The 16,626-nt window shown below is 37.3% G+C and carries 10 protein-coding genes and 1 pseudogene; 10 read left to right on the forward strand and 1 reads right to left on the reverse strand.

What is annotated here, in order from left to right:
* Positions 1 to 1,008: 1,008 nt before the first annotated feature.
* The 10 genes and pseudogenes from SD427_RS19135 to SD427_RS18890 all read left to right on the forward strand — a co-directional run bounded on the left by SD427_RS19135 (position 1,009) and on the right by SD427_RS18890 (position 15,753).
* Positions 1,009 to 1,131 carry a hypothetical protein gene (locus tag SD427_RS19135; protein ID WP_414017732.1) on the forward strand — a complete coding sequence of 41 codons (123 nt, stop codon included), beginning with the start codon at positions 1,009 to 1,011 and terminating at the stop codon, positions 1,129 to 1,131.
* A 44-nt stretch (positions 1,132 to 1,175) separates the two neighbouring features.
* Positions 1,176 to 1,553, forward strand: a pseudogene (locus SD427_RS19140) (hypothetical protein); the annotation flags it as partial.
* Between the two features lie 705 nt (positions 1,554 to 2,258).
* Positions 2,259 to 3,368: a helicase C-terminal domain-containing protein gene (locus SD427_RS19145; RefSeq protein WP_414017733.1), complete on the forward strand. Its 1,110-nt coding sequence runs from the start codon at positions 2,259 to 2,261 to the stop codon at positions 3,366 to 3,368.
* 859 nt (positions 3,369 to 4,227) lie between these two features.
* Positions 4,228 to 4,593: a hypothetical protein gene (locus SD427_RS18860; protein ID WP_320561072.1), complete on the forward strand. Its 366-nt coding sequence runs from the start codon at positions 4,228 to 4,230 to the stop codon at positions 4,591 to 4,593.
* 633 nt (positions 4,594 to 5,226) lie between these two features.
* Positions 5,227 to 5,592 carry a hypothetical protein gene (locus tag SD427_RS18865; protein ID WP_320561073.1) on the forward strand — a complete coding sequence of 122 codons (366 nt, stop codon included), beginning with the start codon at positions 5,227 to 5,229 and terminating at the stop codon, positions 5,590 to 5,592.
* Between the two features lie 50 nt (positions 5,593 to 5,642).
* Positions 5,643 to 6,170, forward strand: coding sequence for a hypothetical protein (locus tag SD427_RS18870; RefSeq protein WP_320561074.1), 528 nt, complete (start codon positions 5,643 to 5,645; stop codon positions 6,168 to 6,170).
* Positions 6,171 to 7,207: 1,037 nt separating this feature from the next.
* Entirely contained in the window at positions 7,208 to 7,675 is a 468-nt protein-coding gene (locus SD427_RS18875) for a hypothetical protein (RefSeq protein ID WP_320561075.1), read from the forward strand.
* Positions 7,676 to 7,681: 6 nt separating this feature from the next.
* Complete coding sequence (locus SD427_RS18880) at positions 7,682 to 14,398, forward strand: RHS repeat-associated core domain-containing protein (protein WP_320561076.1); 6,717 nt, start codon at positions 7,682 to 7,684, stop codon at positions 14,396 to 14,398.
* Positions 14,398 to 15,096, forward strand: a complete 699-nt coding sequence (locus tag SD427_RS18885) for a hypothetical protein (RefSeq protein ID WP_320561077.1) — start codon at positions 14,398 to 14,400, stop codon at positions 15,094 to 15,096. The genes SD427_RS18880 and SD427_RS18885 overlap by 1 nt, the downstream gene beginning before the upstream one ends.
* Positions 15,097 to 15,168: 72 nt before the next feature.
* Positions 15,169 to 15,753, forward strand: coding sequence for a hypothetical protein (locus SD427_RS18890; RefSeq protein ID WP_320561078.1), 585 nt, complete (start codon positions 15,169 to 15,171; stop codon positions 15,751 to 15,753).
* A 208-nt stretch (positions 15,754 to 15,961) separates the two neighbouring features.
* Here the strand turns inward: SD427_RS18890 and SD427_RS18895 are convergent, their stop codons facing one another.
* Entirely contained in the window at positions 15,962 to 16,378 is a 417-nt protein-coding gene (locus tag SD427_RS18895) for a hypothetical protein (RefSeq protein ID WP_320561079.1), read from the reverse strand.
* Positions 16,379 to 16,626: the final 248 nt, after the last annotated feature.

A 16,626-nucleotide genomic window follows, 5' to 3' on the forward strand; every position in this document is an offset into this window, starting at 1 on the left:
AAGAGCAGGTAATACCAGTATCAGTGCCAGAACCATCCGCTCCGGAAGCGGCCAGCGGTGAAATGATCCATGAGACCCGGGAAATGGTGATCCAGGTAATAAAAGAACTAGGAGACGTGAAGTTTAAGTCCCCGGCCATCAAAGCGGAGATCAAAAAGTATCAGAAATATTCGGATGCCCTTAACGCTTATACACCGGCAGAACTCAAGGAGCTGTACGATAAAGCGGAAAAGCTTATTGAACGCACCAAGAATGATAAAACGGTAAGTGAATACGTTATCCAGGATAAACCGGACATTAAAAGCAAAATCCTGAAGTATCGGTTCCGCAAAGACGATGAAATCGTTCCAGCAGGGAAACAGAACAGCTCAGATCTTTCCCCTGAAGAGTTAAGGGCATTCCAGGATACCCTGTATGACGGAACGCTCAATAACCGGGCGGAACATTCAAGGTTAGCCAATTTTATCGATGGAAAATGGGTACATGATTTTTATTATTCGGAAGGAAATATCTACGAAAAATTAAAGCAGCTTGAAATCGACTTCAGCGACAAAGATTCCATTGACGGAGGAGAAAACCAGTACAAAAAGCAGAAAGCCCTTCTGGAAAATGTTTTGCCTAAGCCAAAGACACTGGAAGAGATCATCATTAATCCGAACCATGAGTTTGTCCATAAGTTTAACCTGGGTACGGTCGTAAAACAGAGGTATAGTCCTGAAAAAAGATTATATTTAGACGTAACGCTGCCTTATAACCTGGCTGATAAGTTTAAGGATTTTATTCATAATTTGCCTTCCAATACTTTCGGGGGATCGTCCTATTGGGAAGTATCCCAGTATGTCGATAATGAGTCCGTGACCGGCAGCGATAAGGAACGTAATGCCCTGGTCCGGGAAAGAAGAAAGGAGGTCGGCAATGAACTCTTCAGAAGATTTATCCGGGAAGAGCTGGAAGAAGATATCAAAGAACGATTTGTAAAGGAATTCAACAGGGGCTATAATAATGTTCATGTTCCGGACTACTCTAAGTTCCCTTTGTTTTCCAATATTTACAAGAACTTTAAAGGAAAAGAATTGGTATTGTCGACAGTGCAGAAAGCGGGTATCGGAAGACTTACCACGAAAGGGGTAGGCCTATTGGCCCATGAAGTGGGATTCGGAAAAACGCTGTCCGGGATCCTTTCGATGCATGAAGCCATGGAACGGGGCAATGCCCAAAGGCCGCTTATTACCGTTCCCAATGACAGTATTTTGAAACAGTGGGTACAGACTATTTTTGAGACCATTCCGGATGCCAAGGTAAATGTCCTGGGTAATCTCGGTAAGGATTATGACCTTTCCAAATTCGACAATAAAGACGGGGAAATTACGATCATTACGTATGAGGGATTCAACAATATTGGCTTTTCCGCTGAAGTTACCCAGGAGCTGGCATCGAAATTCAATTATATCAGCGCAAGCGAGCTTAAGAGTTTAACGAACTCGGAAAGGGATACCCAGATCGAGCTGCAGAAAGATAAAGAAACCGAAGGGAAGATGAAGCGTGGAAAAGTATATGATTGGGAAGATTTCGGCTTTGACCACCTTACCTTTGACGAAGTCCATAACGCCAATCATATCGTCGGAAAGGTAAAGATCGAGGATAGAGGGTTTGCATCGGACTTCAGGAACCAGAACCAGCAGACCAGTAAGATTGGGATCAATACCTGGATGGCAGCGCAGTATATTCAGCAAAAGCAGGACGGAAGGAATATTTCTCTGCTTTCTGCAACTCCGTTTACCAATAAGCCCCTGGAATATTATTCGATTCTTTCCCTGATCGCCAATAAAAGGCTGGAGGAATCCGGGTATTTTAATGTGAACACGTTCTTTGATACGTTCATGGAAGCGGATAACGATATGGAGATCGATGCCAAGGGGGATGTCAAGTTTAAAACCAACGTAAGGCGTTTTAAAAACAACACCTTATTCCAGAAGCTCTTATCAGAGTTCATCGATATAAAAGGGGAGGAGGATAACCCGGAGCTGATCCGGCCCAATAAGATCAATAAAGAATATAAGATCGAACAGAATTATCTTACCCGTGAGCAGTACGATTGTCTTAATGACAGCTTTTCAGAAACTGAAAAGGGAGCGATTCTTACCCATATCCTCAATGCCCGGCTTATCGCTATTTCTCCTTATCTGTCACCATATTATGAAGATGAACCACCCACAGTTAAAGAATTTATAGAGAACTCGACTAAACTCTTTAACACCATGAATCTGATTCGTCAGAACAAAAAGGATCTGCCGGGAGCAGGCCAGATCATCTACTCTGAGCTGGCAGTATCTGAGTTCCCGAAACTGAAAGAGTACCTTGTCCGGGAAGTAGGATATAAAGCCGAGGAGATCGGGATTATTTCCGGTGCCACCACAAAGAAGCAGCGTTTAGCAATCCAGGACGATTTCAATTCCGGAAAGATTAAGATCGTGATTGGGAGCGAGGCCATTCAGGAGGGAATGAACCTCCAGGAGAAAACAAGTGATGTTTATATCCTCTCTTTACCTTATAATTTCACTTCGCTCAGGCAGGTGGAAGGTCGTGCCTGGAGACAGGGAAATGAGAATGAGAATGTGAGGATCAATTTTATGCTCACCAATGACAGTATCGATGTTTTCATGCTTCAGAAGTTGCAGGCCAAACAGGCCCGGTATGCCGAGGCCATGAAGAAAGGGGTTGATGTATTGGATATCTCCGATATCGATACCCAGGAACTGAAAACAGCCATTATCACCGATCCTTATACCAGGGCCAATATTGAGATCGAAGTTCTGAAGAAAAAAATTGAAAGTGATATCAACCGGCTTACTTCGGATAAAGCCTTTGTCTTAAGGAAATTTGAGAGTGTTAATGAGCTCCGAAGTAGTGTGGCTTTTGCGGAAGATATGTATAGAAAAGTAACAGTATGGGCAGAAGAAAATGGAAAAGACAGTCATAAGTGGAAAGCTAAACTTCCGGACTATCAAAATGCCATTGATTTGGCAAAAGAAAAACTGGAAGAAGCTTCTGCAGTAATTGCCTCTAAAGGGATAAATATTGCAGAAATAGAACAGAAGACCAAACTGACCGATGATAAGGTATTGGAACTGGAACAGAAGCTTGAGAACCTTCCGGATCTTATGGCCGAGCTTATAGGAGTGTATAAGCTTGAAAAGGAAGAACGGCTTAAACATTATGCTAATGTAGATCATGTATCGGAACGAAGCCAGGAGAATAAAGAACTGTTTAAACTAGGTCAACAGGATAATAATCAACATAAGGCAGTAGATGCAGAGATTCAATCAGTGAGCGATGGATATAAGAATTATTCCGGTTACAAGAGATAAATTGAGAAGTGCATTATAATATATTTTGTTATTTTTGAATTCGTTTATTAATAGGCATTTCTATAACCGGTATTTTAAAATTCGCTTAACAAAGGTCCCCTCTATTAGGGGGGTATGATTTCATATATTATATTTTATAATTCATTAACTATTTCCGAGTTGAATTGTTTTGTAAATTTGGACTGTTAGTTGTTTTAATCTCTAAGTGCATCTTAAGATTATTATACATCCTTTAATTTGATTAGATTTCTTTTTAGGAATCTAATCTTTTTTGTAGGTTATCTCTCAACAGTTTTTATTCAGAATAAATCTGATTCCTCAGAATTGATTTTAAAATTTCTTGTCTATTATAATTATTCTAGCCTCCCGAATCAAAACATATAAATAGAATATTTATTCTATTTATATGTTTTGATATTATTTATGGAATTATCCTAAACACTAACACTGGGACTCTTTTTCCTAATTAAATTTTTCTTTAGCTGGAAATGGTTATCAGCTCTATATCCCAAATATCTTTCGGACAAATTCATGAAAGGTTTTTGCTCAAAGTGCCACCAGTTCCCTGCCTAAAAGCATATGATATCATTCCAAATCACAAAAAAATAAATTTGGTATTTTATAATTCGTTAATTTTGTAATTCATAACATTTACGGAAAAATTAAAGCATTAGCTATTTCTTGTTAAGGAAAAGTGGAATTTTCAAGACAAACGAGAATAGACAGTGCTCATGCTACGGCGTGGGCTATTTGTTTATTTGTTTGTCAGGCCTCCACTGCCTCCTTAACAGTAAACATAGTTCCACGCTTTTTTTATGTCCAGTTAATAATGTAAATAAACTTTTACCATAAAAATAGCATGAGAAAAAAAGTGACTAAAATTAGAAGTAGTGCCAATGAATTGTATGATTTTTATAAATATCCTCAAAAGCTTATTAAATATAAATATGGGTTCGAAATAACGGTAGGTATCAATGAAATAGGGACTGATGAAAATATATTTTCCATTTTAGATATTATCTGTCGTCATAAAAAAAATTTTGAAGTTGAGATCTGGAAATTTACAAGAGACAGAGGTAATTTATTCACATTAGCAGGTAAAGATAAATTTGGGACTGAGTTCATAGATATGCCAGATTTAGAATTTGATTTTTACTTTGATGATTTAATAGTTTTAAAGAAGGGAAAATTAGTTTGCTTACCTATTGAAGAAAATCTCTATTAATGTATTGTATTTACGATACTGTTCTTTCAAACATGATTATCCTATGAAAAAGCTAAACCATAACTTTTAATAAAAGTTGGAAATTAACCGGATAAAAGGAATAAATATTCTGTTTATTCTATTTGACCTGGGACGCATTTATCTATATTAAAGTTGATAAATATAATAATATCAATGATTTATGAATTAAATCTGCCTCTAAGATAAACTTTTAAGAAAGTATCATGAAATTTTTATTTTTTTGCCAATAATATTCTTTTTCACTTTTTCCTGGAAAAATGATTACGGTAAACCGTAATACATTGAGTTATAGAATGAATATTTTTGCAGAGCTATGAGAGAATTACACCTGATAATCCAGGCACTTGATCTGCTGCCAAATGATCAATCAAGAAAACAATATCTGGAATCTATTCAAAATAATCCATCTATTGATAAAAATGATCTAAGAAAGCTTGCATGTCATGTGCTGCTGGAAAATAATTTTATCAAATCGTACTATAAGCATGGTTTGATTGCATCAATAAAAACCAAACTCAAGAAGGTTTTAATTTTTTTTAAATATTAAAAAAAGTGTGTATTATTAGGAACTGATTACTGTTTAAATTTAATTAGACAAAAAAGTATATAAATATGATAAAAGTTAAGCATCCGATCGAGAGAATTAATTTACAACAGGAGGATTTCCTCAAAAGCATGGCTGAAAAAGACAGAGACTATCATTCTCTGCTCTTTTCGTTCGGTAATGCAGCTTATCTATATTATGCTTTACCCATAGAGCCAACCCTTGAGGATTATGACGAATGGCTGGAAGGTTTGCCGGAAGATAGTTTCAAACGCGATATGAAGGCAGACGGTTTTGAATTCTGTAAAAATATTCTACCTTTTACCCGATACGTAAGGGAAAAGAATGATATTGGAATGGACCGATTCATTAGGGATAAAATGGGGGAAGAATCATATAGCAAGTACAAATCAATTTTTGATCGTGAAAATTAATTTTCGCACTTACCAATCTAAATATTTTATAGAACAAAAAATATTTTATTATGTATGACTATAAAGCTTTACTTATTACGATAGCCGACTGTGAACATGAAAAAATTTGTTCAACGCCTGAAGAGGCCCAGGTCTTTTTGGAGCATTGCAATATCATGGTAACTGAAAGCTCCATTAAGCATCTGAAGAGAATTTTTAGTATTATTAATTATAATCATATCAATCAGGATGGTGAACCCAACCACATCTTCTCTGATAATGGAGACCCTAAGAATCCCGAAATATTGATCTATAATTATACCGGGAATTATTCAAGATTAGATTTTTCCCCGGCGAAAATTCAGAATGTCTGTGATAAGATAGAAGCGAAATACAGGGCAATTGAAAAGGATTTCAAAATTGACATGCAACTAAAATTAATCGAGGGTGGGTTCCAGTGGCAATGGTCTGACCAACAGGAAAAATATTTTGCAGTTCATAACTTTGCTATCCGTCCATGTTATTATGGTAATTTAGATCAACTGGAAGCCGCTGTAGATCATGCTGCGGATCGACTGATCAATAGACGTTCAAGATAATTTGATAGGCCTGGCTGCCGTTTTTAGCCCTGCATTGATCAAGCTGTATATTCCGAAATAAACCATTCTCAGACATAACGAATCTCTTATTTTCAAAAATTGATTTCATATGCAGCCAGATTCTATCCGTAATCCAGAATAGCAACTCTACTATTTTTTCAAATTTTTCATAGATATATTTTGTGATTCAATTAAATGCTTTCCAGCGCTTACGTGGGTATAGTTACTGTTCTATGTACATCAATAAAATTCAACAGGATTTAAATGTATATAAATACAGAATTTAGAATTAATTTTCTATTTTGACCTTGTGGCAGTTATAAAAAGAGTGTTTCTATGTGTGGTAATCAAGGAAAAATTAGACAAAAGTCAGTTTTTTTTGATAAAAACTAATCTGTTCCCGATATAGTGATATAAAATAAACCCTTTTGTACAGGATGATAGATTGTTACAAGCTATAAAAAATCATAAGAAAATAAAAAATGGAGTAAAATTATTAGTCTTTTTATAAAATTAGGGCTAATTTTCAATCGCGGTTTTAATGTATATATCATTAAAAAAACTAGTAAAGTATTAAAATTACAAATCCTTGTGTAGATGAAGTTTTTGTAGAATAAATTGAAAAAAAATTAGATTATATAATTAGGTAGGGATGAGAAAATAAGATTATTTTAGGTAATCTTGGTTATTAGTTTTTTATCCCGGGGTAACCCGGGATTTTTGACTGCCATTTTAGATTCGCCTCAATAACCAGTCTGATTTAACCCATAAAATAAATTGATGTAAATAAATTTTTATACGACGGGATTTGTCGCATTACAATAATACATTTGCTTCAACGATAAAAGTAAGCATTCAGTCAGTCAATGAGTATATCCTTATATCAGACTTTGAATATGTTTATTTTTATCGGAATTTAAATGAATAGCTAACAATATTCATTAAATAATTATTCTTCCTTAATACTATACCGTTGGGTATTTAAACCGGAGGAAATTTTAAAAACTAATATCAATTTAAACTTAAAAATATTATTCATGAAAAAATGGACATTTACACTTGCATCATTAATGATCGGGTTTTTCGGTTTTTCCCAAACCGAGGTTTACTTCAAGTATGACGAAGCCGGCAACCAGCGTTATCGTGGCCCCGATATCTCGGCCAGGCCATCATCACAAACTACTTCACAGGATAACAACAGGACCGCAGCCCCGCCGCAGTTGCAAGCCATGGATGAAAAAACATTCTGGAAGCAGCTCCGCCTGTATCCTGTCCCTGTAAATGATTTCTTAACGATCGACTGGACCCAGGAGGCCGACACCCTTATCGAATCGGTTGCCCTGTACCAGCACAGTACGGTCCACTGGAAATTCCAGCAGCAGAATATCCCCGGCCTGAACAGGAAACTACAGATCAACATGACCGGCTATGACTGGGGCGTATATGTAATCCGCTTTACATTAAAAGACGGAAGGATTTTCAGTAAAAACATAACCAAAAGATAATACCGTATGAAAATCAATAACAGGAAAATTCAGGCCTACTCTTTTTTCTTTCTGCATCTTTTCATTGCTTCATTCTCACAGACTGCCACACCACCGAAGTTCCATGATGCGAAAGGTAATATCGAAGTCACCCAAGCAGGGCAGCTGCAGTATACCCTTAATATCGATACCCCACCGGGAGTACAGGGTCTTGTGCCCAGTATAAGTATGGTCTATACCAGTGGCGGGCAGAATGGGCTGGCAGGCTTTAACTGGAACCTGTCCGGCCTGACCTCAATATCGAGAGTTGGCAGGAACCTGGATAAAGACGGGATAAACAGAAGGATTCAGCTGGATTATTCTGATTACTACAGTTTTAACGGACAAAGACTTGTCCTAAAGAGTGGAGAATATGGAAAGGACGGGGCGACATATGCCACGGAAAACTATTCCAATACAAAAATAAAATCGGTTGGCCCGGCTGCGGTAATATCCGGAGCATCGGGTCCCGAGTACTGGGAAGTAACATACCCTGATGGCTCCCGGGCCTGGTATGGCGCAACTGAGCCGGGCTACAATGCAGCCAGGACCCCTATTGACTACAATCTTGTCAAATTGAAGGATAAAAACGGTAATTATATTACCTATACTTATGATTTATTCGGTAATACTTCTGTAATCAGCACAATACAGTGGGGAGGAAATGAAATACTGAACAAGCCCCATTTCAACAAGATTGAATTCACTTACAAGGACAGGGAAATTCCTGAAAGAGCCTATATAAATGGCGTAACGCTATTACAGACAAGGATATTAGACCGCATATTAGTCACTACAAATGGTGCCCAATATAAAAAATATGTCCTGTCCTATAAAAAGGATTTCAATCAAACCGCATACCGGTACATAGACAAAATATCCGTTCTGAACAGCCAGGATCAGGAGTCCAATCCCATCTTATTTACCTCTGATACTAAAGGAATAGATCTTACTCCTCCATATAATATTGACCTACTTTATACTATGGGTAAAACCTTAAAACCGAATAAAAATACCGATGTCGTAGGAGATTTTGACGGTGACGGCAATCTTGACCTATTGCGGTACCATTCTATTGCAATGCCCAACGTACCAACGCCGGGATTGTATTTGTATACAAATTTTTACAGGCCTAACTATTTTACCCAGTTTGGTAATAAGCCCTCATTTATAAGCAGTACATTGCAGGAACTAAAGGATTTTATTCCGGTCAACTTTAAAAAGGCCAGCCTGATCCATAACCGGCAGGGTATTGTGGGGTTCAAGAAAATTAATAATCCATCTACCTCCAAAAAGGACCTGCAGCTTTTATTTTACAGTATTTCGAATAGTAACAGCCTGACTTTGGATTATGTAAAGACCATCCCGGACATAGAAAAATATAATCAGGGTGAATCCCCGGATGAATTTGAGGATCTTGAGCCTTTTGGCAACAAGACCGTTTCCATCTTAGGCCTGGAAACTCATGATTTCAATGGTGACGGGCTGAATGAGCTGCTCCTGCGGCTTAACTTCAGATACTGTACCCAAGGATCCGGTAATCCCGGTAATCCTGGTAATCCGACCGCTCAGTCAGAAAACATTACTCCCGGAACACAGTGCAATGAATTTAAGAAATTTATCGCGATTGACCTTGATGAAAATCTGCAGAATAACAGCTGGTTTTATCCTGTTGAATTTGGTGACAGTAATTACGCTTCTTACAGAAGCGGGGATTTTAACGGTGACGGCTTAAATGATTTTCTTAAAATAGATCAAAACAAAAACCCGATACTTATAACGGTTACAAAAAATCCGCAGGGTAAATATGAACCTATAATAACACCTTTCGATCCGGTCAACAATGCCGCATTAAATGGAGACTGGAATAACAGTTATGCAGGTGATTACAATGGAGACGGATTAAGCGATATCATGATGCCTTTATCAAGTACTTCCGATATGTGGACTATTTATACATCAAAAGGAAACGGTTTTGCTTTCGATACTAAAAAGTTTGTCGCCCCTCTTCCTAATCGTGAAATAAGTCAACTGAGCAATGGTGATATAGTAGTAAATAATCCCCGAAGCTTCACAGCCTATGATTATAATAATGATGGGAAAGCAGAACTTGTAGCAACGGAAGTACAGAAAAATTATAAGCTAAATGTGGCAGATTCAAATATAAATACAAAATATTATGATAAATCAATTACTCAGAATATCGATATTTTTTCCACAACCGGAGGCACTAAATTATCACCGCGATATTGGACTTCGCTATTATCTGTAGTAGCACTCAATAATGATAATATCAGCGCAGAATTAGCCGTAAAACCGGATGACTACATGGCTGCGGCTGCAAGCCAGTATTCAGGATTTATGGCACTTGTTGTAGGTTCAGTCATTCCTTTTAATCACATTGTCGGGGAGGCCCAGGATATACTCATCAACCGGTATTACGATATTTCAAGAACAGGACGTATAACAGCTATTTCAGAAGGCGGGGTCACAACTGAAATTACCTATAAGGAATTAGACAAGCTTAAAAATCCGGGGCTGTATGACGGGGTCAAAACAGAAAGCTATCCTTATGTTGAAATTAACCAGTCGACGGGAATGTATGTTGTTTCGCAACTGCAGCAAAGTACGATGTCCGGCAAAAAATTAATGCAGGATTTCAGGTACAGAGGTTTAACGTCACATATACTGGGAAAAGGCATGATCGGGTTCCGGCAGCAGGCCCGCTCTTCCTGGTATGCTGAAGGTTTTGAAAATACCAAGATATGGTCCGGGGTAGAGATCGATCCGGTAAATGAAGCGTTGCCTGTAAAAGAATGGTCCATCAGGACAAATAACGAATCTAAAATCTTCCCGGCAGACCTTTCGATTGGTAATAATGAGCTGTTGAGCTTTAAATCGACTGCTTACAGGATTAAAAAATTATTATCGGATCAGGAGATAACCGGCCCGGTAGCGGACAATGACAAACCGAAAGTGGTTACTGTTATTTTACCGGAAACCACAAAAGTAAAGGATTTCTTAACGGGTTCTGTAGCGGAGAGCACATTCACTTACGGCGACTATTACCTGCCTTCCCAGACCATCGCCAAGATCAATACTTCCTACGGAGTAACAACATCAAATTATGTTTATGAACACAATCCATCCGCAGCGGGAGCAGATTACTATATTGGCAGGCTAAAATCTACTACTAAAGTAACCCAGGCTTATGGGGATTTCAAATCGGAGAAGGAAGAATTCACCTACGAAAACAACCGGATCAAAACGGTGAAAAGGTGGAACCGGGATAATTCCGATTATATTTTAGATATTTTTGATTATGATGGATTTGGCAATGCGGTCAAAAAAGTGACTGCCAACAGTCTTGACTCTAATACTGAAACCACAGAATCACTGTACGATCCCAAAGGAAGGTTCATTATCACTAAAAAGGATAATGCGGGGCTGGAGACCCAGATTCAGTATAGTGATTCCGGACAGATCCTGACACAAAGCGAACCGTTAGGGTTTGTCACTACTAATACTTACGATGCCTGGGGCAAGCTGGTATCTTCCGGAACGAATTTAGGTGGGACAACAACTTTCATTTATGACCGGGACACTAACTATAATGCCATTGTAACGGAAAACCATCCTGATGGCAATGTGATAATAACCTATACAAACAGGCTGGGCCAGAAATACAAAGTGGCCACGAAAGCATTTGGCCAGGGACAGTTTATATTCATAGAAACCCAGTATGATATTTTAGGAAGGAAGACCAAGGAATCCGAACCTTATTTTGAAGGACAAAGTGCAACTAAATGGAATACGATTGCCTATGATGATTCTGTATATCCCGCTAAGATAAAAGCATTGGCTTTTACCGGAAAAGGAACGGAGACCGGTGTTTCCGGATTCATTACAACGACCAGGGAAACTACGGGCTATGAAAGGATAACGACCAAAACAGCAGATGCGCTGGGAAACACGGTTTCCACAACCGATCCGGGAGGATCGATCCAGTTTTCTTACAACGCTGGCGGCCAGCAGATCCAGGCTGCCTATGCGGAAAATACGGTTACTACGAAGTATGATTCCTGGGGAAGGAAATCCGAGTTCACGGATCCGTCCAACGGTACATACCAATATGAATATGACGGGTTTGGCAGGACAAAGAAAACCATCAGCCCGAATGGAACCAAGGAATATACCTACAATGAAATCGGCCAGCTGATCTCACAGCATGAAATCTCTACAGTGGATGGCGGGCAGGCTACCAATAAAACGATTTCCTTCACGTACAATAACAAGAAGCTTCTTGCCTCGAAATCCGGCACCGTATCGGGCCAGGCTTTCAGCTTTAGCTATGCCTATGATACCTATGGCAGATTGTTGTCTTCTACAGAAAACAGCAATGGCAAAACATACGCTGAAAAGGCGATCATTTATGATAATAAGGGAAGAGTGGCATCTTATGAAAAAGAACTAAACTCTTCAGGAATTACAACGAAGGCTGCCGTAGAGAATGTATACAGTCCGTGGAATGGCGAGCTGTACCAGATAAAAGATAAGGTTTCCGGAATGATCCTCTGGGAGTTGAAAGAAACCAATATAAAAGGAATGCTGTTAAGGGCTAAGCTTGGCGCTGCGGATATCACCAACAGCTATGATGACAATGGCTTTTTAAAAACCGTCAACCACTCATCTGCCGCTAAGCCTGATATCCTGAAGCTGACCTATACCTTTGATGCGTTGAGAAATGAACTGACAAACAGGAAGACAGAGGGCGACTTCAGTATCGAGGAACAATTCTATTATGATAATAATAACCGCCTTGTTAACTGGACAGATCCGGTAACAGGCCTGGAACCGTCCTCCAACCGTAATATTTATGATATAAAAGGCCGTATTACTAAAAACGACCAGGTGGGCACCATCAAGTTTGAAAACACGGCTAAGATCTACCAGCCTACAGGGATGACCTTAAGCCCTGCCGGAGTTCAGAACTATAATAATGACCTGATCCAGACCGTTACCTATAATGAGAATAATGATCCTGTGCTGATTAGTGGCGAGAAAAGCCGTATCCATTTTGATTATGGCCTTGAAAGCATGAGACAGCGGGTGGACATTACCAAATTAAAAGAACCGGGAGGCGGAAGCAGTGGCTCATTTTCTACGATGAGCACAACTGGAATTGTAGATCCTAATGCACCGGTTTGGGAAGATACGGTAACGAAATTCTATAACGAGGATAATAGCTTTGAAATAATAAGAAACATATCCACCAATCAGGAAAAGCATATTTTATATATTGCAGGTACACCATATGAATCCAATATTGTATATTTGAAAGACTATGGCCAGGTTACGGGATCTTATAAATACCTGCATAAAGACTATCTGGGAAGCATATTGGCCATTACGGATGAAGCAGGAAATAAGCTGGAAGGAAGGCATTATGATGCATGGGGGAATTTTACCCACCTGAAAACAGGAAACAGCCTGGTAATTACTGACAAGGCTATTATAGCTGCAACCGGAACGCTCATTGACCGGGGATATACCAGCCATGAGCATTTTACACAGGTCGGTATCATCCACATGAACGGAAGATTGTATGATCCGCTTTTGAGAAGGTTTTTAAACGCGGATGAAAACATACAGGATCCTTCCAATACCCAGAATTATAATAAATATGGGTATGTGATGAATAATCCGATGATGTACAGTGATCCTGACGGCGAGTTTTGGTGGATGGTGGCAGGTGCATTGGTCGGAGGATATCTTAACGGAGTACAGGCTAATGGCGGAAACTGGAATCCTGGTAAATGGGATTGGCAGAAATCATGGAGTGCGGTAGTGGGTGGAGCCATCGGAGGAGCTGGTATTACCGGAGCCATCGGAAATATAACAAGTAACTCAGGAGCCATTAAGACTATTCTGCCGGGGATTATTTCCGGAGGCCTGAACTCAGCGTTTACCGGGTCTAATTTCCTCAATGGTGCAGTTGGTGGAGTATCTTACGCGGGAAATTTATTCAGTAATAAAGTAACTTCTATTGACGGACTGAATGCTGGTTATAAATATATTGTTAATCCCGGATATAATGATGATGGAGAAACTGAACAATATTTTCAAATGGCAGGCTTTTCACAATATGGAGCAAACGGGGGTATTAAACCTCCATTCGACAAGGTAGAAATAGGACAGTTAGCTTCTGCAGGAATAATAACGGCAGTAACCGCACGAATATTAATGGGAGCTGTTGGAGCAGAAGTTGCCGGAGCAGGAGTTATTGGAGTTGGAGGGGGTCTTTCCTGGTCATCAATAACAAGTGCTGGTGCAACTATAATAACAAGAACAGTTGCTCTAGGGTTACTACTTTCAGTGAGAGGTGATAGCTCTGGTCCTGAAAAAGGTTATGTATATACAATAATGGGCAAAGATGATATTGCAAAATTTGGTATTACAAGAGCTAAAGATCCAAATTCAAGACCACAAAGGCAGTTATCTGGTTTAAATAGAGATTATTCATCTTTTGGACCTCATAGTTGGATGTATTTGCATACAAATGTCACAGTTCCAGAGGCTTTTTTATATGAAAAGTATTATGTTTGGGAATATTGGAATGTTCATAATAAAATGCCCTATGCACAAAGATATCCAAAACCTGATGCATTGACAGAATATTTAATAAAATATCTTAAATTGAAATAATGAGAAATATTTGGTTTACAATATATTCTTCACCGAAAGATGACAATAAATTTTTAGGTTTAGAAAATTATAGAACTTTATTAGAAATAATACTGATTCCAGCAATTCAGGATAAAATAAACAGAGATAAGAAAGCTCATAAGATTATGTATTGCCTAATTCCCGAATTAGATAATGATTTAATTGAAAATTTCAAAAATAATTATTCTGATAAAAAAACCGTTAATGGGGGAATTATTAACTTAGAAGTATCGACAAAAGAATTGGAATGGAACAGTCTGTCTGAAAATGAAAGAAAACATTTTCTCATAGAAAAATGGAAGGTTCTGTTTAATAATCTGTCTGATGATTATTTCTTATCTGATAAATCTGAAGTTATTACATCTTTAGAAGAGCTTAAAGACAAAGAATGGCGGATAACCAGTCCGTTAATCAAAAAGAAGTTACAGTATAATAAAGAGCCATATACAGTTACTATGGATATCTCAAGTGAAAGAGCGCAGTTAGCTTTGGTAAGAGATTCTGACGAAAAATGGTTTCAACTTAAAGATTATAATACCTGGAAAATACATAAAGATGCCAATTTTAAAAACTTTAAGTTGGAAGGAGATATTTTAACCTTTTCTTATAAGAATATGTTTAATACAATGTTTGAATCACCGGCAGTGTTTAATTTAAAAGAAATTATTAAGAATTAATTTCAAAAACAAAGTAGGAAAAATCCTACTTTGTTTTATTTACAATTTATTAATCTTATAATTACAATATATATGAAAACCATTATAAGTGTTTCAGTAGTCGTTTTCTTGTTTCTGTTTTCTGGCAAAGTTAACAGCCAAGTTAGCTCAAAATGCAAAGAAATCGAATGGAAAAATGGAAGTGAGGCGGCAAAAAAAATAATGAAGAGTAATTTTTATTATGACGCCTTGGATTCATGGTCACCATTTGGCAGTGACATGGGACATGATGCCTATTACTCTTACTGTCATTGGAAAAAAGAACATTTGAATAAAGATATTAGAAAGTTTATGGAATCGGAACTTATCGATTTAGGATATCCCGGTTTTGACTTAGCTCTAACAAGTAATGATTCGGAAAAATTAAAGGAAATAGTTAATAGCATGCCTAATCAATACGTTGAATTAAATGCTATTAATAATACCGTTATTTCTCTTGCATTTGCTCAATTATTTTTGGAAGGAAAAGTCGATCCTAAAGTAAAAGAATGGGCAGAAGCCGCATTTAGCAGGGAATCAATGTATCTTGAATTTTGGGATAGTGATAAAGAAAGAATGAAAGAAAGGGAAGAGCGGATGATTCAGCTCTTAAATGACTTAAGAAAATCAAAGTCTTAATTTTTTAAATTTAATACTTTAATATTGTATACTTAAATTAGATTCCTTTCTTCAGGGAATCTATTTTTTTGTAATTAAGCGTATAATTCACTGAGGAAATTTTTGAAGCAACCGAGTTCTCTTATATTCTACAAATTCGCTGTCGGGACTTTAATTTACTTACAGAACAGACTGTGATATAAAATTAAAGCCCGGATATAAAAAAAACTCAATGCAAATTACCAAGCAGAAATTTTTTATTATAATCTCCATTTATATTATTACTTACAGCAATCGTTATTTTTTTATTATTTATAATGGTATCCTTATAAATAAATGTTTCTGGATATAATTTATTATCTAAAAGTATATAATAATCGCCATTCAAAATTTTAGAATGACCATACTGTAGAACATTTTTAAACTTAGGTGATTTCTTTATTTTTAACTTATTAAAGTCAGATTTTTTATTAATGACTTTGAAGCCACCAAAAGATGTGTAATTCCATTGTAGAGAATCATTGGAATAGCAATAATAGGGTTTATTCTCTTCAGTGCAGGTCATTTTTTTACTGTAAACAGAATACTTATTAAAAGTTGTACATGAAAAAATAAAAGTTAATAGAATAACGACAATATATTTCATTGATAATTTATTTTAGTTAATTTCGATAGTTCAATATATCTATCTTTCTATATCATAAAATAAAGATATAGAAAACTTACTATTAATCTGAAATCAAGCAAAAATATTAGTCATTTTTACTTAATTTTTTCTCTACATTAGGATCCATTACTAAAGATTTATTGCAGAGCTGATAGATCTGTTCAAATCATGGCCATTGCCCCTGGTTAACATTTATTATTATTGGTGCAGATCTGCTCAGAAGATAA

The organism is Chryseobacterium sp. JJR-5R (genome assembly GCF_034047335.1).
Classification (GTDB): domain Bacteria; phylum Bacteroidota; class Bacteroidia; order Flavobacteriales; family Weeksellaceae; genus Chryseobacterium.

Coding starts and splice junctions, on each gene's coding strand:
- SD427_RS19135 (WP_414017732.1), top strand. CDS start 1,009: ATGTTCCGGACTACTCTAAGTTCCCTTTGTTTTCCAATATTTACAAGA.
- SD427_RS19145 (WP_414017733.1), top strand. CDS start 2,259: ATGAATCTGATTCGTCAGAACAAAAAGGATCTGCCGGGAGCAGGCCAG.
- SD427_RS18860 (WP_320561072.1), top strand. CDS start 4,228: ATGAGAAAAAAAGTGACTAAAATTAGAAGTAGTGCCAATGAATTGTAT.
- SD427_RS18865 (WP_320561073.1), top strand. CDS start 5,227: ATGATAAAAGTTAAGCATCCGATCGAGAGAATTAATTTACAACAGGAG.
- SD427_RS18870 (WP_320561074.1), top strand. CDS start 5,643: ATGTATGACTATAAAGCTTTACTTATTACGATAGCCGACTGTGAACAT.
- SD427_RS18875 (WP_320561075.1), top strand. CDS start 7,208: ATGAAAAAATGGACATTTACACTTGCATCATTAATGATCGGGTTTTTC.
- SD427_RS18880 (WP_320561076.1), top strand. CDS start 7,682: ATGAAAATCAATAACAGGAAAATTCAGGCCTACTCTTTTTTCTTTCTG.
- SD427_RS18885 (WP_320561077.1), top strand. CDS start 14,398: ATGAGAAATATTTGGTTTACAATATATTCTTCACCGAAAGATGACAAT.
- SD427_RS18890 (WP_320561078.1), top strand. CDS start 15,169: ATGAAAACCATTATAAGTGTTTCAGTAGTCGTTTTCTTGTTTCTGTTT.
- SD427_RS18895 (WP_320561079.1), bottom strand. CDS start 16,378: ATGAAATATATTGTCGTTATTCTATTAACTTTTATTTTTTCATGTACA.